The sequence below is a fragment of the Paenibacillus sp. BR1-192 genome (assembly GCF_029542445.1).
GTDB classification, from domain to species: Bacteria; Bacillota; Bacilli; order Paenibacillales; family Paenibacillaceae; genus Paenibacillus_AQ; species Paenibacillus_AQ lautus_A.
Genome location: NZ_CP120718.1, coordinates 2,951,003 through 2,974,255, shown reverse-complemented (window position 1 = coordinate 2,974,255; position 23,253 = coordinate 2,951,003). Strand labels below are relative to the sequence as shown.

The window sequence follows — 23,253 nt, the reverse complement described above, 5'->3', positions numbered from 1 at the left end:
GCCCTCCTCTGTGAAAAATAACCCGCATGAAGAAGGATACGGCTCGCCCGTTTTCTCCCTCTTCATGCGCTTCTACAACTTACCGGCTGTTAAAACGGTCCAGCGCAGACTGCTGAATCTGAAGGGCTTCTTCAATGCCCATTCCTTGCACCGTTTGGACAAATTGATCAAAGCCGCTGATCGGCTCCACGCCCATAATGAATTTGTTGACCATCTCTTCGTAATACGTATTAATATCGTTCATGATCGAGGCATAACGCGTGCTCTCTTCTGCCGTCGGCGAAATAATCGGCATTAAACGGTCGTTCTCCGCCTTCATCCATGTCTCAATGGCCGCTTTTTGCTGAGGAAGCGCGGAATACTGCTCGACGTAACGGCGATCCTGAACGAAAGGTCCCGAATAACTGGCCAGGTTGTATTTCGACAACGCCTGGGTGATCGACAGCCCATCTGGATTCTTCATCACTTCGTCGGTATAGGTCGGGTACCCGTCCTTCATCTCGTAGCTGACTCCCTCAACCCCGAAATTAAACAGCATATGCCCTTCTTCCCCATATTTGTAATCGAGCCATTTCACCGTTTCCGCCGGGAATTTGTTCGCTTTCGTCACAGCCGCCCCAAATCCGTTGAACGGCGAATCCTTCTGTCCAAGAAGCGGCGTGTCCCCCTTCTTTAGCACAACGTTGGGAGCGCCCACCAGACTGACGTCCGGATTGCTTTTTAACATGAGTTCGGAATAGCGGCCGAGGCTGCTGCCCATGTATCCGGAGAAGGCACCCACTTGATTGTTGGTCACTTTGGCATCTTTGAGCGTCCCGTCCGTTGCCGCATAATCCTGATCGATCAGGCCTTCGGCATACCATTTGCTCATCGTCTCCAAATAAGATTTGAATTCCGGTTGGATGGGGCCGTACTGTACCTTCCCGTCCACCTGATAAAATCCTGTCGTAATTCCCCACGCGCCGACAAATGCATGGTTAATGCCCGTCATATCCATATCAAGCAGGAGCGGGATTTCATCCGCCTGACCGTTCCCGTTGGGATCCTGGGTCTTGATCGCTTTTAATACTTCATACCACTCGTCAATCGTTTCCGGCACTTGCAGGTTGAGCTGATCCAGCCAGTCCTGGCGGATGATAAGGCCGTTAAAGGTCAGCAGATACTCGTCTCCGCGGATGAACGGGAATACGTAAATGTTTCCGCCATCCGTCGTTATCAGCTTTTTGTATTCCGGGTGTTCGTTCAGCAGTTTCGATAGGTTTGGAGCATGCTCTTCAATCAGCTCATTCAGGCGAATGATAGAACCGTCCGATATCGCTTTATCCGGCCCTCCGGATACGTTGGCCCAGCCATACTCCACGACATCCGGCAAGTTGCCCGACGAGACCATAATGTTGAAGGCGTCTGCCTCTTGCCCTGCCGGCGGATGCTGGAACTCAACCTTGGTCCCTGTCAATTTCTCCATTTCCTGATAGGCGGCAATGCCGTTCATATCCTGCATCGTTGCCGATGCGTTGGCATTCAGCGATACCCAGTAGGTCAGCTGGCCGGGATACCCCGTTTCTCCGCCTGAGGCAACGCCCGTTCCTTCCTTGCCTTTGTCGCCGGCAGGCTCCTCGGCTCCCGAGCCTTTTCCGCTGCACCCGGCAATCATAGCCACAATCAGCATGAAGATGGCCAGTCTCGTCATACGTTTCCGGTTTGTTTTCAAATCACGACGCCTCCCTTTTTTCCTAATGAATGATCATCTCAAATGTTCAGGCCGAGTTGATTCCGGCCCTGTCTCAAATATTAATGCTGAAGCGCTTTCAACGTATATCGTACAGTTTCTGGATCCATATACAGCGATTAAGAATTGAGATGATCATTTCTTAAGGTTGATGATAGGGAATGCAGGGTTTCCTTGTATTTTCCCGGGGTGATCCCTTCGTATTTCTTGAATACCCGGATAAAACCGACATCGCTGGTATAACCGACGGAACGGGCGATGTGCGAAATCGTATTTTTGGCATCCCGCATCATTTCCTTGGAGCGCTCGATCCGAATTTTCGCCAGGTAATCGGTCAGATTGGTCCCGCTGTTCTTCTTGAAGAAGGCCGACAGATAGGGCGGCGTGATATCGAATTGCTCGGCAATGGAAGCCAGGCTGATCATGGCATCGTCGTGATGCTCCGCGATGTAGCTTTTTATCTTATCCAGGAGCTGCGAGGAGGAATCGCCTCTCTGGTCTCTTACGTACAGGCAGACTTGGCCGAACATCCATTTCACTTCCCGGTACAGCTCCTCTACCGTGCTGCCCTCGGTAATGTCCTCGATCGATTTGCCTGCCTGACCGAATACGTCCTCGTATTTCAAATTTAAGGCATTGAGCAGCTTGAACATCGTGCTGAGCAGGTTCGCGAACATGAGTCGGCCGAGCTCGGGCGAGATGGATTGACCGCTGAAGTTGTTGTGGTACAGACTTTGAATGATATCCTGAGCCTTATCCGTATCCCCGCTTTTCATGGCGTTAATGAGCTGGATTTCCGTCTCAATGGGAAAATCATAATACACCCCCGTTTTCTGCTTCATTTCATCGTAGAATAAAATCGGTTTATAGGCCGTAAAAATGGAATATTCCAGCGCCTTCAAGCTTTGGGTATATCCGCTTGCCAAACATCCAAGATCCGAACGGATATCGCTGATCGCGATCGTGATCTCGGACTTGAAGCGCTGTTCGATCACCAGCTTCACTTGTTCCGCCCAATCGTACAGCTCGCCCGCCTTGTCCTGCAGAGGTTCCGGCATATTCAGAATCATGGCGACCTGGTTCTTCTCCAGATCCACGGAATACGCGGTAAAGGGATGAATTTCTTCGGCCACCTTCCCTGTGACAAAGCGGATCAGGGCCCATTCGCTTTCCCGTTCGTTATGAATGAACCCGCTGGCATCCCTCAGCTCGATCAGGGCAACGGCAAAGCCGGGATGCGGAAACGATATCCCCATGAATTCCAGGGCATGCTCCGACATATCGGCCGCATCCACGTTTCCCTTCAATAAACGCTGCAAAAAGTTGGACCGGATCACCGGCGTTTGCCTCGACAATTGCTCCTTCATTTCCGTCTGCTTGCCAAAGGAATCGGCCATCGTGGATTTGATGAAATCATATTCGTTGCGTACCTTCCCCTCCTTGACCGGATGGGATTGGCGGATAAAGCGGATAATGTCGCGCAGGGGATAATACGCCCGGTACGTCATGTACGCGCAAGCGGCAACTCCGGCGGCCAGGCAGATGCCGAGAACGCCTGCGGCCATTCGTTTGACCATATTCACCTTTTCCATAAACACTTTTTCCGGCACGACCGACACGTACTCCCACCCGCTGCGTGCGGATCTGGACGATACCGTCATGACGGCCTGCTTATCCTCAGCTTTACCCACATTGGATACTGCGGTTTCACCGGCACGAAGAATCACTTGACCGCTGGCATCCTTAATGGATATCGTTCCGTTGTTGGTTTTCACGATCTCCTCGAGCAAGCCTGTAATCTGCCTTTCGTCGATCAGCATGACAAGGGCGCCTTTGGGGTTGTTTTTCTCGCCGAATGGAAGCGTTTGCATATATGTGAGCATTCGTTTCTGGTTCAGGCCTTTGCCGACCTCCGTTACGGGCAGATACCGGTTGAAATGAACGCCGCGCAGTATATCCGCTTGGTATTGTTGAAAGGTTAAGCTTTCATATCCGTAGATATCGGAGAACAAGACGCTGGACGTCGTTTTTAAGGTTGGGCTGAGAACCGTATCGCTCTCATCAAGATACACATAAAAATCGGTGATAAAACTGCTGCTGTTTCGGTACCGCTGCATTTCCTGCATGAAGGTGTAGTAATTGTAATGCTCCGCTCCGGTTTGAGGGGATCCTGCCTTTAACAGCGTATCCAGTCTCGGATGTGAAGTAATGTTCCGGGAAATCAAATGCATTTCATCCAATCGGCTGTCCACGACCTGCTTGGCCTGTTCGATGAGTGCCATGTTGGAGTTGTTGGCATTCTCGATCATAATTCGCTCGATTTGGGTATACAGACCCCAGAACACGATGACCGGGATCAGCAGTACCACAAGATAGGACATGAGCAACGTAACGAACACGGATACGCGATTGGATCGCTCATTTCTTGCAGTGGTTGTCGTCAATTTCCCCATACCCTCATTCCTTCCATTCTTTAGATGTATTCTTTCCGCACTTACATTAATTACATCATACTGTTTTTATTTAACATGAACAGGTTTTCTTCAAAAATGTTAATGCATCACGAAATTGTATCATACTCGAACGCTGCGGCTTCCTCTACGATGGAAGTGTTCCGGTTTCATGGCCGGAAATCGATATCAGTCGGGAGGGAATGGATGTGAAACGAATGGCTCTGATTGTACTCGTGCTGATTACGGGGCTTCAAGGCTTTTTGCCGCCCCCATTGGCATGGGCAGAGAGCGAACGAGATCAGGTACAGGAGGGTTTGCTTGTGAACAGCGGTTTTGAGGCAACGGAGGCGGGGTCCAGCTGGTCAGGCGGAATCAAGCCGGCAAATTGGGGACAGTGGCTTCCAACAGGCTCGCCCATATTGGGAGTAGATTCGGGAATATTCAAATCCGGGAAACAATCGGTCAGCATCGAAGGTCCCGCAGGAACGTCCAGCCGGGCAGCCATAACCCAGTCCATTCCGGTAGAGGTCGGGAAAACGTATCGGATCAGCGGCTGGGTCAAAACGGAGTCCGTCAGCAATGCCGCGCTCATCCGATATCAAATGAAGCGAACCGGGACCAGCAATGTGCTGGTTCATGTCGGAACGCTCAAGGGCACCCAAGACTGGACGTATATGGAGAAGCTGTTCACCGTTCCGGATAATGCAGCCTCACCGCCCCTATTGACCGTTGAGCTGTTTCTGGAAACCGGAACGGGCAAAGCTTGGTTCGACGATGTGTTGGTTGAGGAGCCGCTTCAATCCATCGCGATCGAACCGGATGTGGCCTATCTGAATACGGGCGAGACCATAACACCTTCCGTCCGTTATGAGCCAGGTTCGTCACCTCCCCCTCAGCTGCAGTGGTCTGCGTCCAATCCGGAAGTCGTGGAAGTGACGGATCAAGGTGACGTAACCGGCCTTTCCACAGGACTTGCAACCGTAACGGCAGCGACTTATGACGGTGCTCATACCGCCTCTATGGCGGTCAGCGTCAATGCGCCGGACACCTTGCTGGTGGACGTTTATGAAGGCGAAACGGCTCAAGGCCAAGCTTTGCTCGGGCAATTGTCCGCGCGCGACAGCAGCGGTGCCGACCATACGTATCTCCTCATCTCCCAGCCTGCGCACGGCAAGATTACCGTAAAGGAGAACGGCAGCTTTACCTACTATCCCGACAGCGGCTTTAGCGGTACGGACCTCTTCCAGTTTGCTGCCCTGCAGGCTGATACGGGCGGCGCCAAATTCGGCCAGGGCACGATCCACGTTACTCCTGTGAATGCTGCTCCCCTGTTGGATTTGGAATGGGGTTATACGACGATGAATACTTCCCTTTCCGGCCAGTTCACGAAAGCGAAGGATCCGGATGGAGATCCGATCGCATGGAAACTTGAAGCACCGCCGGCACAGGGCACGGTTCAAGTGGATGCCGAGGGTACTTATCGATATGCTCCTAATGAAAACTATCTGGGGTACGACCGTTTTCGCGTATCGGCTGAAGATGGACGTGGCGGACGTACGGAAAGCGATATGCTGGTCTTTGTCGGGCCGACGGCAGATCGAATTTCGGAATCGCTGCACGGTCATGCCTCATCCGCCCGTTCCCATCCGCGCCTTCTCGCATCCACGGACGATTTGAACCGCTCCAAGCAATTGCTGGCAAGCGGAGATCGTTATATGACGGAGTGGATGGAACTCTTGAGAAATCAAGCGGACCCCGTCCTTGCAACTTCGCCAATACCCTACCAACCTAATGGCGGCAATGCCTACATGCTACGCGACCGCTTGATTCCGACCGCGCTCATGTATCGCTTGACCGGCGAATCCCGTTATGCCGAACGTGCGTGGCAGGAACTGGAAGCGATGACGCACTACCCCGATTGGGGCGGCAGAACCAACAACATCCTTGCCTTGTCCGAATTGTCTTTCGCCGTTGCGCTGGCCTACGATTGGATATACGACGATTTGAATGAAGCTCAGCGATCCCAATTGAATGCGGCGATTCGGGATCATGCGCTTGCTGTCGCGCTCGATTGGTACCGGGGTGAATTCCGCCATAACGGGGAGCACAATAACATTAACCTGGTAGACAACGGAGGCCTTGGCCTGCTTGCGTTAACCGTTGCGGATGAGCCTGAGACCGAGGATCAGGCGCTGGAAGTCATCCAGAGCACGTTTCAGAAGCTGCAATATGCGCTTCGTCACTATACCGTGGACGGTTCTTGGCCGGAAGGTCCTGCTTATTGGCATTATGGAGGCCAATACTTGGCCATGTATATTCAAGGCTTGAATAAAAGCCTGGGTACCGATTTTGGGCTGTCCCTGCTGCCGGGATACGAGGCATCGGGCGCTTATCCGTATCATTTGCTAGGCGAAGGCGGCGTGTTCAATTTTTATGATGGCGGCGTCAGCTACAACATGTATGAATCCTTATGGTTCGCCTTGTTCTTCAACAAACCTGAATACGCCTGGTTTATTGGCGATCTGTATGAGCGCAAGGGCTACTTCCACCCTCTCTATCTGGTGTTTTACGAGCCTGGCATGTTTGAAACGGTTCCGACGGAGCTGGATCGTTTCTTCACCGGCATTGAATCGGCCTCCATGCGGAGCGCATGGGATGATCCCTATGCCTTGTTTGCTTCCATGAAAGGCGTTAACGAAACGATGCGAAGCCATAACGATCTGGATGGCGGTACCTTCGTTTTTGACGCGCTGGGCGTAAGGTGGGCATCCGATCTGGGGAACGAATCCTACAGCTTGCCCGGCTTCTGGGATTACAATTATAATCGCTGGACGTATTACCGCAAAAAAACCGAGGGACATAATACCATCGTCATCAATCCCGCCCAGAATCCGATTGTTCAGCAAGAGCCTTACGGCACAGCCGTTACGATAAAAAAGGAATCGAAGCCAAGAGGAGCCTATACAATTCTAAATATGACCGACCTGTACCGGAAAGACGCGGGCGAGATGTTAAGAGGAATGAAACTCTCCGCCGATAGACGCGAGCTGGTCGTTCAGGATGAGATGAAACTGAAGCTTCCTTCAGAGCTGTATTGGTTCATGCACACCGGAGCGGACGTGGAGATTGTGGAGAATGGACGCGCCGCCATTCTTTCACAACTGGATAAGCGGCTGTATGTTGAGCTGGTCGAAGGACCGGCCGGCGCCCGGTTCTCCGTCATGGATGCAGCGCCGCTGGCCACCTCCCCGAATCCGGATGGCCAATCCAGCAACGAAGGCATGCGCAAGCTGACCATACACCTGGAGCACGTCCAGGATGTCCGGTTGTCCGTTCGCATGGTTCCTTTATACGCAAACGATCCGATACCTCCAGCGGAGACGGGGTTTACTCCCCTGCTGGAATGGACCATACCTGACGGCGATCTGCCCGAACCGGCAGCCCGACCTATGGCTAACCGTTTATTAATGGACGGAATGCCGCTCCATGGGTTTCGTCCAGAAGTCACGTATTATGAAGTCGGACTTCCGTTTGATGCTCCCTCTCCGCCTGTGATGACGGCCGAAGCCGATCATGCCGTGGCCATTGATCAGGCAGATACGATTCCGGGTACGGCAACCATCGTCATTCAGAACGACGCTCAACCGAATCTGAGCAATAGATATACCATCAAATTCACCCGGAATCCGGCCATAGGCGAACCGCCGAACCATCTAAAATATCAGGTACGGCATGTTACCGCGAGCGCCGTTCCCGAATCGGCGAACATTCCGGAACATACCGTCGACGGCAACCTGAGCACTCGCTGGTCCGCGCCGGGTACGGAATACGTACAGCTTGACCTGGGAGAGCTGAAGCTAGTGGGCGCTGTTTCGCTGGCCATATATTTAGGGGATACCCGTAAAAACCGGTTTGATGTTCTTGCCTCCGTCGATGGCGAAGAATGGTCGACCATCTACGAGAATGGGCTGACTTCCGGCACGACTGTGCAGCCTGAAACTTTTCTTGTGGAGCAAACGACAGCCCGATACATTCGGATACTGGGCAAAGGAAATAATGCCAACCCGTGGAATAGCTTCACCGAAGTCGGCGTGTACCCGCTAGCCCCGATCGTGATGCGCGTGGAAGCTTCAGATGAGCTCAAACTGGGCGAATCGGAACAGATCGAAGCCTGGTACGGCTTTCCGGGCGGGATGCGTGAACAGGCGGAAGAGCTGACGTACACATCCGATGCTCCGGATATCATTCAAGTGAGTTCAACCGGACGGATGAAGGCGATATCTCCGGGAAGCGCTGCGATCTCGGTTAAGGACCAACGTTACGGATTCGTTGAAACGCTCCATGTCACGGCCGCATTCGATGGAAATCAGCCTTTTCTCCGGCTGCTGGGCAAGGATCTAATGACTTCCAAGACAACGCAGCAGCTTCGGGCTGAACTTCTTCACCCCGATGGCCGCAAGGAATCCCTCGACAAACTCAGCTATCGCAGCAGCAACCCCCATATCATCTCCGTTAACGCACAGGGAGTTGCCCGCGCGAATCAAAGCGGAATTGCCGTTGTCAGCGTAACCGACCGGACGAGCGGCAAGACGGATTCCATGGCTATAACCGTCCGTTAAGTCCAAGCGGCTATATTGAGATATTCGCCACTGTTTTTTCGAATACGGGTTATAATCAGGAAAGGATCGTCCCCGAGGAGACGATCCTTTTTTATTTTATCCGCAACAAGTTAAGGTTCATATATCATTTTGCGGGTCATGCCGCCGTCCACCACCAGATGGGCCCCTGTTACAAAGTCATTCTCCGGATCGGTAAAATAAAAGCAGGCTTTGGCGATATCGGCCGGAATCCCGACCCGACCTGCAGGGTGCTGCTTATGGTCCTCGGATCGAAGCTCTTCATAATCCCCGGTTTCAATCCAGCCCGGACTTATGCAATTCACCCGAATTCCATCGGGCCCCAGACTAACGGCCATGGCATGGCTCAACGCAACGATGGCTCCCTTGGAAGCCGCATAAGCTTCCGAATTCGGCTCGGACATGATGGAACGCGTGGAGGATATATTGACGACAGCCCCGCCATTCCCACTCTTTTTCATATATGCGGCAGCCTCGCGGGTAGCCAAAAAACAGCTTCTGGCGTTCGTGTTGATTACGTCGTCCCATTCTCCCACCGTAAGCTCATATGGTGATTTCCATCGGGAGACCCCTGCGTTGTTTATTAAGATATCGATGGTGCCCCCATATTGGGCCGCTTGGTTCATCAGGCGTTTAATCTCTTCTTCCTTCCTCACATCGCAGGCGATGAAGACGGCATGAAATCCTTGATCCTTCAAGGTGTTTGCCGCCAGATTGCCCTGCTCTTCATGAACATCGCTTACTATCACTCGAGCTCCGCTAGCCGCATAAGCCTCAGCCAATCCGCGGCCTATCCCGTTCGCAGCGCCCGTTATCACCACCGTTTTATCCTGAAATTTCATAGGCAGCTCCTCCTTCCCCTACATTATATACCACAGGAGAAGGCGTCATAAAATGAACCAGCCTCTTATTTAGGTTGTTCATAACCCCGGACCACATGAAGATGCGCTCTGGGGTGCCTGACGAATCCGTAGTACCGGGTTCCCTGAAAACGAAGCAGTCCCTCGTCCCCTTCCGCGCACATGCCGAATTCCTCGCCGTTTACGGCAAATTCCATGCGATCTCCGCTCTCCACTTCGAATGTCAGATAATAGGTGGTACGAGTACGGCTCGACATCGTATCATCCGTCTGCTGTGTATGTTTCACTTCCGTTCGCTTGCTCACAATTTTGGAATCGACCGATAGCAAAGGCTGTCGGTTATTCTGACTCCATTGCAGGATTCCCTTACCGGCCGACAGCAAAATGATCCCGATGACGACGATGAAAAACACGGGCATAACGCTGCCGAAAAAATCGAACATCCAATCTGACCCCGATCCCATACGGCTCCCCCTCCACCTTGTCTTGAAATATGTATATGCTTTATGTCGGACAATTTAACTCATGCATCATGGAAAGTTTGATTGAAATTTTAAAGAACTTGTCCCTTTCTGGGAGCGTCAAAAAAGCTGATGCCGGCAATGTGCCAGTCATCAGCTTCTTCACGGAACCTTACAACGCCCTGATCCATTCATTGTCTTCATCTTGTTCATATCTGCTTAATCGTAAGCCAATCTCATCCACTTCATCGTTTCTTCTTGTCCTGTCATTTCATGGTCCTGCGGTGCCATGTCCTGCTCGTTCCAGCAAGCCAGACATTGCTCCTCCGTCTGACATAAACATGCATCATCGCAATGGTAGCACAAGCGAAGGAAATTTATCGTCATTTGATCGGTATGCATAAGGATCGTCCCCTTCCAAACTTTTTGACGTACCTGATTACATCTTTATAGTAGCATACAGGTTGAATTTTATTTGTGATTTATTTCACAATATAATAAGTTTATAAAGGCTTTATCGGAACCGTTGGTTTTAGCCGATAAAGCCTTCGTCATCGAGAGAGTTTTCGATTGGCGAATCAGATCCAGCTTGTAGGTTATTAGTCGATATTACAACCCCTGCCAGGTTACGCCGCCGTCACTGCTTTTCATCAGGCGCGATCGGTTTTTGTCCGTCGTTTCAATCAGCATCCAGCCGACATCCGACGATGTGAATTGCAATTTGACCACATTCGGATATTTTGCAAGATTATCGGACAACAGCTTGCTTCTAGGGAATGGTGTCCAGGTCTTGCCCATATCGCTCGTATGATAGACGATGCCGTTCACCATTCTCCATCCGTCATGCAGACGACGGAAGACAGGCTGGATGGTTCCCTTCCCGCTATTTCCCGTCATGGGGAACGACACCAAATTCCATGACTTCCCCGTATCGGCCGTAAAGTAACCCAAATAGTTCGCCTGATCTTCCTTCACGCAGGTAACCGGTATATAAATCTCGCTTCCGCTTCCACCTTTGCCCAGATACTTGGGAGTCCCGGCAAAAACGGAACCGCACGCATCCAGCAGCTTGCTTTTGAATACTTGGCCGGAAGACTTCCACTTCTGTCCTCCGTCACGTGTTATATACAACTTGGAAGATTGCATTTCACGGATGGTTGCAAACCCGACAAGCGAATCCGTGAACGTTAATCCGATGACGGATCCGGTTCGCGGAATGACGCTTCCCGGAATTCGGGATGTCGGATACTCCGAATTCTGCATAATCTCATCCCATACTCCGCCATTATTGCTGGTATGAAACAGCGACTTCTCTTCCGATCCCCGGGAGAGATCGCCTTTCGCCATAATCCATCCCTGCTGGGATGAAACGAAGGACATTGCCGTAACGACTCCCGTCTCCGGAAGCGAAGAGAGCTTCCAGCTGCCGCCCCCGTCGGTCGTATTGAGCAGGATCGTTTCGGCGGATCTCTGTTTGTTTCGTATAATCCAACCATGATTTTTATCCGTGAACACGATGTCTTTCCCATACTCCAGCTTATCAACGAATTGGACATTGGATGATGGAGAGATATCGACCCAGGTCTCACCGTAATCTTCGGTCTGATAGAGACGCAGTTCTGTGTTCGTGATCCCCCAAGCAATCCCCGTTGACTCATTGAGCAGATGGAAATCCGTCAACCGTGTATGTATCTGATATTTGCTTTTTTCCTCAGGTGCTTTCATGGCCGTATCCGGCGTTACTAGTGTGATGGTCTGACCTTCTTCTTCATCTTCAATTGATTCAGGAGGGTCTTCTACAGTAGAAGTTTGCTGTTGTTGTTTTATCGGTTCTGAGGTACAGGCTGCTAACATGAATACAATCATCATCAGCATGCCGAGCCAGAATATAAAACGTCTAGATATCAAGAATTCTTCCTCCTCTTATTCGATGTCATGCCGGCAAGTCTGCTTTTTCGACATTATAACATATTACATCCTACGGAAATGTAAAGAACCGGCTTGCAAAATTTACAATACTGTAGCTTTTTTGATAGCGTCATTCTCAGATGCATAAGGATGTTTCGATTATGGAAGACTTTTGAGGTGTGCGAATGAGCAAGATCATTACATACAAGGAGGTGAACTTTCATGGCTAAACCTGATAATCGCGAAGACAATGTCGAACATTTGCAGCAGGCCGTCCAAAACACGATCGAGAACTTCCGCGAGGCAGAAGATTATCTTCAGGAGTTCGGGGATGAGATTCCCGCAAGCGAGAAAGAACAGATTCAAGACCGCAGTGCTCGTCGCGAAAAGAGTATTTCCGGCTTCCGGGAAGAGATTAAAGACGAGGCTGCCCACCAGCAAGGAGAATAATCTTCAGACCGCAAAAAAACAGGAGGAGCTTATGAAGCTCCTCCTGTTTTTTGCCGCACACTAGCGTGGGCTCTTTCTGACAATGACGCCTTTATAATCCTTTAATTCTTGGGACGCATCCGTAATAAAGTGCCTGATCGCCTTCACCCTTGATTCTAATTCCATCGTATCGTTTGAACCTACCTGCACAACCGATGCAGACGCTGTCGATATCACGTCCAGGCATCCCACATGAATCGTTTTATGGTCATGTATAACGTCTAAGTCTACTTCTGACGGAAGCTGCCATGCAGGTATGGATCTCGAAAAAATCGGATAGTCCTCATAATTGCCTTCGTCCTCAAAAAAAACCGGAACTTGACGTTGAATCGCCAATGCCCGGGTATAGGCATCGATATGTCCCGATTCGCCGCAGATGCACGCCGAACTATTAGAGATATTGATGATATATACGTTATCAACGAGTACATGGCGCTTCATGGTGCGGTAGCCGGTGATAACGGAACGAGCGGGGTGATCTGCAGGGATTCGGAAGGAGTGTCGTAGATGGAACTGCTATTAATGACCCGGGTATCTCCGATCAACAGCACGGATGAGCTGGAGATCGCCGTAATACGGATCGAACCAACCCGGAGCTCTTTATTGATGACCGTCATTTTCATTCGTATTCCTCTTTCCTTGTTGCAAATTATGAAGATGATGCTCGACTGCCGTATCGATTTCTTTTTTCATTTGATTTGCGATCATTTGCTCAACATCACCTGGATTTATCGCGGTACTGTTCGAGTGGTATTGCTGTAAGTAAACGTTGATGCGATCTCCGAGTTGTTTTCGGATATCTTCTATCATCACCGAAGCATATTGATCTCCAAGTTCGTGATTGGACTGGGGATTCATTTGCTCGAGTCGCGCCGGCACTGCATGTTCCAAGTGGCTTGATACCTGCTGATGTATGTTTGAGTAAAGATCCCTTCCGGCAGCTACCGCCTGTAATTGTTCTGCCGGCTGGCCATTGACGGTGATATCCCCCAGAGACTTCCCATCTGAGGGTGTCAGTCCAATGTTTAAGGTTCCTTCCAATTTTTCGATTTTCAATAAATCAAAATTATATTCGACGTGATCCGTCGACTTTTGATTGCCCTGCTGTAATTGATTTATTTCATTACGTATTTCCTTTAGCATTTGTTCCATTCTGTTAAGCTGCTCCGTCTGGGATTGAAGGCAATGGAACAATTGCTGGATATGGTATTGATACATAGCATCTCCCCCCGCTCCCTAATGATTGTATGCGTATGATATGAGCCTCATTCTGGCCGATATAGATCTTCAATCGGCGCAGGTAACGGAACCAGGGGGGCCATATTATTCGGAGGCTCGAACTCCGGAGCAGGGCCCGTAAAACCGCCCGTGTTATATATATTGGATAATGCGCGGATCTCACCTGCGGTTCCAATCTGAAGCACCGAGGAATTGGTCACCGCGTTAACCCGAAGCTGCTGTATATTAATGCATTGATGTACCGTTAGATTCACTGGGGCTCACAACCTTAATTAAGCATTAGGCGAATCAATGAGGTCTGGATCGAATGTATTCGTGCTGTTGGCTTGGTTATTAGTTATATTCGTACCAATACTGTCTCCGGTGGTGAACGAGTTGGCGCCGGAATAAGCTTTTGTCGTGCTGTTTAAATCGATGACTCCTGTATTTCCAACTAGTACCGTAGAACTGGGGCCCACGTTTACGATTTTCATATTGCCGATAATTGAAACCACAATTCCACCTCTTTGTTCAAAATCGTCCGCTTGGATTTATTCTATGTGGTCGGATGCCCAGATGTCACTATAACATTCCTTCGCCCATACACTGGAAGCAAAGAACGTAGGAGGGATTATCGTGAGCTCAAGATCCAAAAAGCCGGACTGGTTGACACAGGACTCTTTCTTTAACAACAATTCCTTTCCATTTAAGGATCTGAATCATCTCAATGAAGATTATCAGCTGGATCCGACGATCATTGAGGATTATGTAAAAGATACGATACGAAAAGCGACTGCCGGAAATGAAATTCTTCCCGACCCGCATTCGCTTCGCTATGAAACGTTAGATACTCATAACTTTCTGATCGTGAAATGTTATGTGCCTAAACGCATCCATCCGGAAAATTTATGGATTCAGCTGAACCGGACGCAGATCAAAATCAACGGCTTGCCAAAAGAACAACACCAAACCATATCTTTACCCGTCCCCATACTGCCTGCGCAATCCGTTGCGACCTATAGACAGCCTACGCTTCAAATTAAGATGCCGAAAATGTCTCCCGGCCGCCTGCGCGATATCAATATTCGTTTCTTGTGAATCAGACGGATAACAACAAGGACAGCCAACAGAAGCACCGTTCAAAACAACTTGCATGCAATAACCGTTGTTTGCAGGTTGTTTTGACTCATCTTATCTAATACTTATAGATGCCTGAATTGCGATATCGTAATGGGGTTTTTCCTTGTTTAAACCTATATCATGGGTGCTTTGTAAGTGGTCGGGCTGCATTTAAGAGGAAGTAGCTAGATATCGCTTGAGGTGTTTTCTATTGTGAATTTTTCATATGTTGAAATAACATAATCAAAAAGAAATAAGCTGATTTCGGTTAAGAAACCAGCTTATTCAAAGATCTATATGAAGGCCGCATGTCCGGGCCTGTTAAGCCTCGGAAACGACCGTATAGCGCTCGTTGAGATGTTTGGGCTGCTCAAGCTCATCGAGCACCGCGATGACGTAATCGGCATAGCTGACGTAGCTTTTACCGCTGGCGTTGCCAATGACTTGATCTTTGCCCTCCTGATAACTCCCTGTCCGCCGACCTTCCGGATTAAAGAACGCTGCCGGACTAAGATACGTCCATTTTACATCCGTAGTTTGTTCCAGGTCCTTCAAATTCTCGCCGGCATGGAATGCCGTCGGATAATATTCCTTCGGAAAATCGGGCGTTTCTAAAAGCCGAAGCGTTTTGGCTTCGTCCACAAACAAGCTGCCGGCTCCTCCGACAACAAACAGTCTGGTATCCGTGCCTTTTAATGCTTGTATCAGCACCCGGCCTACTTCCACATATTGAGTCTCCTGTCCAGGCGCCGCGCCAAATGCATTCACGACAACGTCGAACCGCTGAAGATCGGCGCTGGTCAGATCCAGCACGTTCTTCTCCAAAATGTTAATGCTGGAATCGGAGATTTTGGATGCATTACGCACGATCGCCGTTACTTCATGACCGCGTGCTTGTGCCTCCTTGAGAATCAGATTTCCCGCTTTCCCTGTCGCACCGATAATACCAATCTGCATTTCGAATCTCTCCTTTATCAATTGTATGTACAAATGAGTGGTGAAAAAGACAGAGGCTACATTCCCCTTTTCAGCAATTCGCTGGATTCATGGAGAAGTTTCGCTAACTGTTCGCTATGCTCCTTCCCCAAGAGGGTGACATACTCTCCGTATAACTTTTCAAAATATTGGTTCAGCTCCCGGTATAACGCCATCCCCTCGTCCGTCAAGAAAATATGCGTTTCCTTCCATTCGGATTTGCGCTTTACCAGAAGTTTCTCCTCCAGCTTATCAATGAATCGGGTGCTTGTGGATGGAGCAATCGACAATTTATCGCTAAGCTCTTTCTGCGTAATTCCGGGATATTGATGGATCACCACCAGCACATAGGAGTACGTTGGGGATAAGCCGGCCTTTGCAAATGCATCCTCCGCCATCTTGGTCATGGAACGTGCAAACCGATTTGACGTAAAAAACAGGCACGAGCTTAAAATGGAATCATCGATGTTCATATCCAGCCACCTCTCATTTGTATATACAAATTAACATTGAACTATGTTATTGTCAACAACTTTATTTTAGTTAGTTTCAATGCTTTTTCCTCTTTCGTTTGTCAAAAAGTTCGGATTCAGCCGTAATTATGCTCTACTGATGGTAGAACGTGTTACTATTACTTTTATGAATTTTTCATATGTTGAAATATTATTCTCTCCGCTAGGGTTGTAAAAAATCGTTGACCTTGTCATTAGTGTCAAGGTCTACACTGTATTCGAAGCTAATCCTTAAGGAGGTATACAATGAAACCATCGAAACAACATCAAGAACAAATGCTCGAATCCGAAACTCGGCAAACGCCGGCAAACGGCAGCCAAACCGCCTTAACGGTGCTGGGGCTCGGACCCATGGGGCAAGCCCTGGCCGGTGCATTTATCAGGAGCGGCCATTCCACAACGGTCTGGAACCGGACATCGGCAAAGGCTGACGCGCTGGTAAAGCAAGGTGCCGTGCTGGCTCCGTCCGTTAAGGATGCGGTGCTTGCCAGTCAGCTTATTATCATCTGCGTACTCAACTATGATGCGGTGAACGCCGTTCTGTCTTCTGAGACAAGTGCATTGAAAGGAAAAACGCTTATAAACCTGACAGCCGACGTACCTGAACGTGCGCGGGAAATGACGGAATGGGCTTACCGCAACGGAATTGACTACATCGATGGCGCCATCATGACGCCGATACCTACGATTGGGGAGCCTTCGGCCGTCATTTTGTACAGCGGGCCAGAAGACGTTTATCGCAGCCATCATCGTATACTCGCCAGCCTGGGCGGAACCGCTTCGTTCCTGGGCGAGGATCCGGGTCGTGCAGCGGCATATGACGTGGCGCTGCTAGATGTGTTCTGGACAGCCATGAGCGGTTATGTGCACGCGCTGGCCATTGCACGGGCGGAGAACATCGCTGCGGAAGACATCGCCCCTTATGCGCACAATATCATTCGCATTATGCCGGATATCATGACCTATATGGCGCATGATGCGGATCGGGGCGTTTACCCTGGGGACAGTTCCAACCTAATCTCGAATGTAACGAGCATGGAGCATATCATCCACGCTGCCGAACATCATGGAATTGATAGCAGCGTCTTAATCGCAGCAAAAGCAATTGCCCGAAAAGCAATCCAGGCCGGCCATGGAGAAGACGGCTTCTCCCGCTTGATCGAGTATAATCTCACCTCGCCATAATTGACCGAACGCGCTCGCTGCAGTTTAATACTCGAATGAAACCTAACAACGAATAGGCAAGTCAAACAGGCGACTTCATGTCCCCTCTTGACTTGCCTATTCGTTGAGTTCGCCGTTTCCTTAACCTTTGACGGCTCCCTCGGTCAGACCTTTCTGGATATATTTCGAGATAAACAGATATACAATCAGAACCGGAATAACCGTCAATGATACTGCCGTCGCCATCAGACCAAAGTCCGTTCCGTATTGCGAGCTGATCTCATTGAGCAAGGCAACGATTGGACGGACATTCTCTTTGTTCACAAAAATCAATGCCGAGAACAAATCGTTATACGACCACATAAACACGAAGATGCTTGCCGACGCGAATACGGGCTGAGAGATCGGAACGAAGATCTTCACAAACATCTGCCATCGGTTGCAGCCGTCCATGAATGCCGCTTCTTCAAGCTCTTTCGGTATGGTTGCCATGTAACCGGCAATAACCAAGGTCGCAAACGTCAGATTGCCTGCCGTTTGGGGAAAGATCAAACCCCAGTATGTATTGACCAGACTGGTTTTGATAAGCAGCTCATATACCGGAACCACGGTTGCAAACGCAGGAATCAGGAGCGTCGCATACAAAATGGAATAGATGGTTCGCTTTCCTCGAAAGTTGAACCTGGACAACACGTAAGCAGCTAATCCTCCAAGCAATAATACCAAGAATACGGTGCTGAAGGACATCACCAAACTATTGATATAACTTCTTCCGATATTAATGCGGTCAAATGCGTTCTGATAGTTAACAAACACCGGTTCCCAGGCGATGCCAAAGGAATTATTCATCACATCGCGGGATACTTTGAACGAGTTGTTCACGATCCAGAATAACGGATAGATGGTCGTTAAGGACCACGCTGTCAAAATCACGTACATCAACGTGGTGCCTAGACTAAACCGATGCTTCCTAACGCGCTGAGTTTTGTGTTCAACGACGATGGTTGGCTCCATAACAGTACACCCCTATAATGCTTAGTATGTAATCTCGTCTCTTTTCAACAAACGGTTGGCTATCAACGCAAGCAGCACGCCAAAGACCACCATGTATATCGCAACCGCCGATCCGTAACCAAAGTTCTGGTCCACCATGGCCTTTTTGTACATGTACGTCCCCAGCACCTCGGTTCCGTTCTGGCCGCTCGTGATGACCCAGATGAACTCGAACACCTTCAACGTACCCGTAATGGCAAGGGTAATGACGACCTTGATGTCACTCATGATAAGCGGAATTGTAAGCATCGTTGTTTTTTTGAGGCCCGTGATTCCTTCCAATTTTGCAGCTTCATAATAATCCGAAGGTATTTTGGACATGGCGGTCAAGAACAGAACGAAATAAAAGCCCACATAATGCCATACCGTTGGGATCGATACCGCTTTAAGCGCATTTTTCGCATCCAGCCACAATACCTTCTCGATGTTGAAATTCGCCAGCAAGTTGTTCAGCAAACCGAAGTTGTAGTTGTAGAAGAGCACAAACAACAAAGATATAGCCGTACCGGATATAACCACCGGGAAGAAGAATACGGTTCGATAGAACCCTTTCAGCTTGGATATGTTATCTACCAGGACGGCCAGCACTAGCGCGATTCCCACCTGGAACACGATAACATAGAGCATAATTTCCAGCGTGTGCAGCGTTGCAGCGCCAAGCAGCTTATCCGTAACGAGTCTCTCATAGTTAGCCCAGCCCACAAACTTTTTGTCGAAAAAGCCGCTTGTGCGATAAAAGCTGAGATACAAACTCTTGAAGAACGGATAATATAGAAAGATTGTCATGATGGCCGCTGCGGGTAATAAAAACAGCACAATGTACTTGCGATCACCCTTCATATTAATCACCCTTGATGTTTATTTTTCTTCATCGTCCATGCCGAAATGACTACGCCGCCCGAATGAAAGCAGAGGGGCGGCGTACGTCACTTTTATTTCTACCGTTTCTGATAACAACTATTTTTTGTTGGCATCCTCGGTTTTCTTCGCTTCTTCGATCGCTTGAGTAGGAGTTTTCTTGCCTTCCACTACAGGCTGAACGCTGGCACGAAGGTTACCGAACGTTTCTTGCGAAACTTTACTGTCAACCGGTGCGCTGATGGAGGCTGCTTTTGCTGCCATAGCGAAGCCGTCGAGTGCGACTTGCGGCAATCCGGTCACTTCAACGTCAGCAGCAGGTGTACCGCCGTTAGCCGAAGCGATTTTTTGAATGGACGCCGGGGAAGTCAGGTGTTTCAGCAAAGCGATGGCTGTTTCTTTTTTGGCTGCATCGTCATAGGTGGCTTTGGAGAGGTAGAAGCCGGAACCGAATCCGCCTACGATATCATTGCCGCTGCCCACGCCGCCAGGAACCGTCGGGAATGGCACAACCGTGGAATTGTCGCGAGTATCGTCGCTCCAGCCGCCGATGGCCCAGGATCCTTCGATGGTCATGGCTGCCAGGCCTTCGCTGTAATAGTTGCCGGACATACTCAGGTCGATTGTTGCGGCATCTTTAGGGAATGCGCCAAGATCATACAATTCTTTCATAGCGGCATAAGCTTTTTCCCAGTTTGGATCGATGCCATCGAGCAGGCCTTTATTTTGTCCTTCAGGACCAGCCGCAGACAAAATGGTATGCTCGATCAGGTAGTGCGATTGGTCAAACGGTACGGACAAAGGAATAATGCCTTTTTCGGACAATGCCTTAACGGCCGTGGTCAGCTTCGCCCAATCGGTTGGGAGCTCCAGACCGTTTTCTTCGAAGATTTTTTTGTTAACGAACAAGCCTTCGTAGAAGCCGGTCAAAGGTGCAGCGTAAATGTTGCCGTCTTTCTGCTTGGCAAGCTCAAGCGCATCAGGAATGAATCCGTTCTTCCAGTCAGCGTCAGCGTCGAGAATTTCGTTCAGCGGCACGACTTTTCCGGCATTGACGAACCCTTCTGCGTCAGCCCCGATGAAGTAGAACAACAGGTCTGGCTCGTTGCCGCTGTTCATATCGGTGTTGACTTTCGTTCTGAAACCGTCATCATTTGCTGACATGGTGTCGTTATCAATCTTTACGTTTGGATGCTCTTTCGTGAATTCATCCAACGCGGCTTGGAAGGCTTCGCGAGCTGCGTCGGTTCCTCCGAAGGTCGAGAACACGCGAAGCGAAACCGGAGCGGCTTCATCCTTCTTCTCTTCCGCCGGCGGAGTTGTTTCCGTCTTCGGCGTTTCTCCTTCAGCGGCAGGAGTGTTGGTGCCACCGCTGTTTCCGCAGGCTGCGAGGAACATGGAGAGCAGCAGCATAACACTCATGAGTAACATGGAAGTCCTTTTCATTTCTAATCCCCCTAAGTATGTTTTCAGAACCTGATGCAAACACTTGCTGTCTACCAGAATTTTATTCCAAGCCCTATTGCTTTCAAAGGGGGACATTCATCTTTAGCAGGGGGAAATATTTCCATGTCAACTTTTCTTCGCACCCTAGCTCTTTTTTTAGGCCATGTCATTGTGCTAGGTTAAGGCATAGTTAAGCGGGAACATCGGGGCGGCAAGAGTAACGTAAGTGGTTGGTATTTCCCTATTATGAATTTTTCATATGTTGAATTAATATAATTATTCACCATCGAAACGCTCATGCTCTCTTATTCAACAAAAAAAGACCCGCCATTCGCATGGCCGGCCCTCCCCTGAAACATCATTCCACTTTATCGGTATCGATCTGCCGAAACGCGGCATCCGCGCTCTCATCACGGCAAAAGAGCTTGTCAAGAAATCTTGACAAGCTCTTCCGGGATACCAAGACGGTATTTAAGACGCATCAACCTCTTACTCTATTCGGTCTGAATCTCAGGTTCTAAGCAAGCCGCGATCTACACTTTACCTACCCAGTCGGATCCGGCAACCTCTCTCCAGCGGCCGCGGATGGATTCGTAAACCTCCTCCGGCAATTTCCCTTTCTCGAGCAGTGCGGCATTTTGCCCCCAACGGTCGGGATTTGCCGTACCCACGATGGCCGTCGCAATGCCCGGCGTGCTTAGGGTGAACCGTAATGCCGTCTCAACGCCTTGCTGAACGTCAGAGAGGAAATCGTAGTTCAGCTCGCCGAGCCGAACCCAGTAAGGATAGGCATAGTCCCGTTCGCTTAATGTTTCATGCTTCCAGGCTACGTTGGCTACGGGACGTTTGGCAATAACCCCTATTCCCTGCTTCATGGCAAGGGGAATCGTGAGGTCGATCGCCTCCTGGTCCGCAATGTTCAGCGAAGTTTCAAAGCTGTCGAATGCGCCGGTTTGAAGGGCGTACAGTGCATCCGTTGAATCGCCGCTGTAGCCGATATACCGCGTTTTCCCCTGCTCTTTTGCTTTTTTCAGCACCTCGATCACGGCGCCCTGCCGCAGAATTTCCTCAGAGCAGCTGTGAAGGTGTATGACATCAACGTGGTCCACCTGCAGCCGTTTCAAGCTCCGGTCAATGCTTTGCTCAAGCATCACCGGATCCCAATCCGGGTAGTCCAGTCCGGAGGCGTGCCCGCATTTCGTAAACAGGTAATAATCATCTCTGCGGCCCGACAGCGCTTTGCCGATCAATTCCTCGCTGTGGCCGTAACATTCCGCGGTATCAATCATGTTAAGGCCTGCGTCAATCGCGCTGTGCAGCAGCCGGTCCACCGTCTTCTGATCCGACTGTCCGATCTCGGCACCGCCGAATCCCAATACACTGACCTGCATATCCGTCCGCCCAAATGCTCTACGTTCCATCGTCCTTCACTCTCCTCCCTATGATTACCATTCTACATTACCCGTTATGGATAATCTTGAAAGCTTTGTTCCGATACAATTGCCAAAGGATTCAAGCACCTGCATCCATGAAAAGAATCCCCTATCAAAATCCATAAATGCTAAGCCCGCCGTCAACCAGCAGCGTCTGCCCGGTCATGTAATTGGCGGCTTCGGAAGCCAGGAAAACGACGGGCCCCACCACTTCTTCCAGGCTTCCTACGCGTTTTAGCGGCGTCCGGTCCAGGATAGCCTGCATGTAAGTGTCGTCATTCAGCAGCTTCTCGGTCAGCGGCGTCCGGAAATACCAAGGCCCGACGGCGTTGACCTGGATTCCATACTGCGCCCACTCCATCGCCAGCACCTTGGTCATATGGATTAGAGCAGCCTTGGTCGATCCATAGACAACGCCCGTGCGTAGGGCGGTATGGCCGCCTACGGAAGAAATGTTGATGATTCTTCCATTCCCCTGCTCCTTCATATAACGGGCAGCGGTTTGAGATGCGACAAACGCCGATTTCAAATTGGTCTGCACGATTAAGTCCCATTCGTCATCGGTCACTTCCAGCGCCGGCGTACGAATGTTCATGCCGGCATTGTTCACCAATATATCGATTTGCCCCGCCTGGTCCACAAATTCGCGGATCGCCGCCTCCATCTCTTCCCGAATCGTCAGATCGCCCGGCAGCACATAGGCTTGACCTTTCTTCAAGCCGGCAATCAGACCCGCGGTCTCCTCCAGATCGCTTCGGGTTCGGGACATCAGGCCAACGTCGCATCCGGCCTCCGCCAAGCCTACGGCTATCGCGCGCCCGATTCCCCGCCCCGCTCCTGTTACAAAGGCTTTTTTTCCTTCCAGATTAAAGCTGGGCAAATACATTCGAATCCCTCCAAGTTATAGATATGCAAACAGCTCAGGTATTCAGTTGAAA

General features: G+C 50.0%; 22 protein-coding genes. 4 read left to right on the top strand and 18 right to left on the bottom strand.

The features are described 5' to 3' along the window. Nucleotides 1-79: 79 nt before the first annotated feature. Together P0X86_RS13290 and P0X86_RS13285 are read right to left on the bottom strand one after the other, a co-directional pair. A complete protein-coding gene (locus P0X86_RS13290; RefSeq protein ID WP_192572308.1) occupies nucleotides 80-1,711 on the bottom strand; it encodes an extracellular solute-binding protein in 1,632 nt (543 codons plus the stop codon). A 137-nt stretch (nucleotides 1,712-1,848) separates the two neighbouring features. After that, on the bottom strand, nucleotides 1,849-4,182 hold the full coding sequence (locus P0X86_RS13285; protein ID WP_096773428.1) for an AraC family transcriptional regulator: 2,334 nt from the start codon (nucleotides 4,180-4,182) through the stop codon (nucleotides 1,849-1,851). A 215-nt stretch (nucleotides 4,183-4,397) separates the two neighbouring features. On the opposite strand from P0X86_RS13285, the gene P0X86_RS13280 reads away from it, so the two are divergent. Next, complete coding sequence (locus tag P0X86_RS13280; protein ID WP_277749032.1) at nucleotides 4,398-8,801, top strand: Ig-like domain-containing protein; 4,404 nt, start codon at nucleotides 4,398-4,400, stop codon at nucleotides 8,799-8,801. Between the two features lie 110 nt (nucleotides 8,802-8,911). Here P0X86_RS13280 and P0X86_RS13275 read toward each other — a convergent pair whose 3' ends face one another. From P0X86_RS13275 to P0X86_RS13260, 4 genes are all read right to left on the bottom strand, one after another. Next, nucleotides 8,912-9,661 (bottom strand): SDR family NAD(P)-dependent oxidoreductase, encoded by a 750-nt coding sequence (locus tag P0X86_RS13275; protein ID WP_277748638.1) that lies wholly within the window; start codon nucleotides 9,659-9,661, stop codon nucleotides 8,912-8,914. A 65-nt stretch (nucleotides 9,662-9,726) separates the two neighbouring features. After that, nucleotides 9,727-10,143 (bottom strand): DUF2500 domain-containing protein, encoded by a 417-nt coding sequence (locus P0X86_RS13270; RefSeq protein WP_015734745.1) that lies wholly within the window; start codon nucleotides 10,141-10,143, stop codon nucleotides 9,727-9,729. Nucleotides 10,144-10,359: 216 nt separating this feature from the next. Then, the gene (locus P0X86_RS13265; protein ID WP_036665338.1) at nucleotides 10,360-10,542 is read right to left on the bottom strand and encodes a hypothetical protein; all 183 of its coding nucleotides are present in this window, start codon (nucleotides 10,540-10,542) and stop codon (nucleotides 10,360-10,362) included. A 207-nt stretch (nucleotides 10,543-10,749) separates the two neighbouring features. Then, nucleotides 10,750-12,048, bottom strand: coding sequence for a YCF48-related protein (locus tag P0X86_RS13260; RefSeq protein ID WP_213577960.1), 1,299 nt, complete (start codon nucleotides 12,046-12,048; stop codon nucleotides 10,750-10,752). 222 nt (nucleotides 12,049-12,270) lie between these two features. Between P0X86_RS13260 and tlp the strand changes: the two genes are divergently transcribed. Further along, nucleotides 12,271-12,498 (top strand): small acid-soluble spore protein Tlp, encoded by a 228-nt coding sequence (gene tlp, locus P0X86_RS13255; protein ID WP_277748637.1) that lies wholly within the window; start codon nucleotides 12,271-12,273, stop codon nucleotides 12,496-12,498. A gap of 60 nt (nucleotides 12,499-12,558) precedes the next feature. Here the strand turns inward: tlp and P0X86_RS13250 are convergent, their stop codons facing one another. The 5 genes from P0X86_RS13250 to P0X86_RS13230 are packed head-to-tail and all read right to left on the bottom strand — an operon-like array spanning nucleotide 12,559 to nucleotide 14,270. Beyond that, nucleotides 12,559-12,978 carry a spore germination protein GerPE gene (locus tag P0X86_RS13250; protein ID WP_015734742.1) on the bottom strand — a complete coding sequence of 140 codons (420 nt, stop codon included), beginning with the start codon at nucleotides 12,976-12,978 and terminating at the stop codon, nucleotides 12,559-12,561. Beyond that, a complete protein-coding gene (locus tag P0X86_RS13245) occupies nucleotides 12,975-13,160 on the bottom strand; it encodes a hypothetical protein (RefSeq protein ID WP_015734741.1) in 186 nt (61 codons plus the stop codon). The genes P0X86_RS13250 and P0X86_RS13245 overlap by 4 nt, the downstream gene beginning before the upstream one ends. Beyond that, nucleotides 13,138-13,755: a spore germination protein GerPC gene (gene gerPC / locus P0X86_RS13240; protein WP_213577958.1), complete on the bottom strand. Its 618-nt coding sequence runs from the start codon at nucleotides 13,753-13,755 to the stop codon at nucleotides 13,138-13,140. The genes P0X86_RS13245 and gerPC overlap by 23 nt, the downstream gene beginning before the upstream one ends. Nucleotides 13,756-13,802: 47 nt before the next feature. Further along, nucleotides 13,803-14,030: a spore germination protein GerPB gene (locus P0X86_RS13235; protein ID WP_277748636.1), complete on the bottom strand. Its 228-nt coding sequence runs from the start codon at nucleotides 14,028-14,030 to the stop codon at nucleotides 13,803-13,805. A gap of 18 nt (nucleotides 14,031-14,048) precedes the next feature. Beyond that, nucleotides 14,049-14,270, bottom strand: a complete 222-nt coding sequence (locus P0X86_RS13230) for a spore germination protein (protein ID WP_009589476.1) — start codon at nucleotides 14,268-14,270, stop codon at nucleotides 14,049-14,051. 121 nt (nucleotides 14,271-14,391) lie between these two features. On the opposite strand from P0X86_RS13230, the gene P0X86_RS13225 reads away from it, so the two are divergent. Continuing rightward, nucleotides 14,392-14,853, top strand: a complete 462-nt coding sequence (locus P0X86_RS13225) for an Hsp20/alpha crystallin family protein (protein WP_009589458.1) — start codon at nucleotides 14,392-14,394, stop codon at nucleotides 14,851-14,853. 342 nt (nucleotides 14,854-15,195) lie between these two features. Here the strand turns inward: P0X86_RS13225 and P0X86_RS13220 are convergent, their stop codons facing one another. Together P0X86_RS13220 and P0X86_RS13215 are read right to left on the bottom strand one after the other, a co-directional pair. After that, the gene (locus tag P0X86_RS13220) at nucleotides 15,196-15,831 is read right to left on the bottom strand and encodes an NAD(P)-dependent oxidoreductase (protein ID WP_213577953.1); all 636 of its coding nucleotides are present in this window, start codon (nucleotides 15,829-15,831) and stop codon (nucleotides 15,196-15,198) included. A 56-nt stretch (nucleotides 15,832-15,887) separates the two neighbouring features. Then, nucleotides 15,888-16,322, bottom strand: a complete 435-nt coding sequence (locus P0X86_RS13215; protein ID WP_096773420.1) for a MarR family winged helix-turn-helix transcriptional regulator — start codon at nucleotides 16,320-16,322, stop codon at nucleotides 15,888-15,890. A gap of 285 nt (nucleotides 16,323-16,607) precedes the next feature. Between P0X86_RS13215 and P0X86_RS13210 the strand changes: the two genes are divergently transcribed. Next, on the top strand, nucleotides 16,608-17,546 hold the full coding sequence (locus tag P0X86_RS13210) for an NAD(P)-dependent oxidoreductase (protein ID WP_347177539.1): 939 nt from the start codon (nucleotides 16,608-16,610) through the stop codon (nucleotides 17,544-17,546). Nucleotides 17,547-17,666: 120 nt separating this feature from the next. Here the strand turns inward: P0X86_RS13210 and P0X86_RS13205 are convergent, their stop codons facing one another. The 5 genes from P0X86_RS13205 to P0X86_RS13185 form a co-directional block, all read right to left on the bottom strand. Next, entirely contained in the window at nucleotides 17,667-18,539 is an 873-nt protein-coding gene (locus P0X86_RS13205) for a carbohydrate ABC transporter permease (RefSeq protein WP_096773418.1), read from the bottom strand. 21 nt (nucleotides 18,540-18,560) lie between these two features. Next, a complete protein-coding gene (locus P0X86_RS13200; protein ID WP_009589479.1) occupies nucleotides 18,561-19,418 on the bottom strand; it encodes a carbohydrate ABC transporter permease in 858 nt (285 codons plus the stop codon). 117 nt (nucleotides 19,419-19,535) lie between these two features. Beyond that, nucleotides 19,536-20,882: an ABC transporter substrate-binding protein gene (locus P0X86_RS13195; protein ID WP_192572320.1), complete on the bottom strand. Its 1,347-nt coding sequence runs from the start codon at nucleotides 20,880-20,882 to the stop codon at nucleotides 19,536-19,538. A 533-nt stretch (nucleotides 20,883-21,415) separates the two neighbouring features. Then, on the bottom strand, nucleotides 21,416-22,303 hold the full coding sequence (locus tag P0X86_RS13190) for an aldo/keto reductase (protein WP_192572321.1): 888 nt from the start codon (nucleotides 22,301-22,303) through the stop codon (nucleotides 21,416-21,418). A 124-nt stretch (nucleotides 22,304-22,427) separates the two neighbouring features. Further along, the gene (locus tag P0X86_RS13185) at nucleotides 22,428-23,201 is read right to left on the bottom strand and encodes an SDR family NAD(P)-dependent oxidoreductase (RefSeq protein ID WP_213577948.1); all 774 of its coding nucleotides are present in this window, start codon (nucleotides 23,199-23,201) and stop codon (nucleotides 22,428-22,430) included. Nucleotides 23,202-23,253 lie beyond the last annotated feature (52 nt).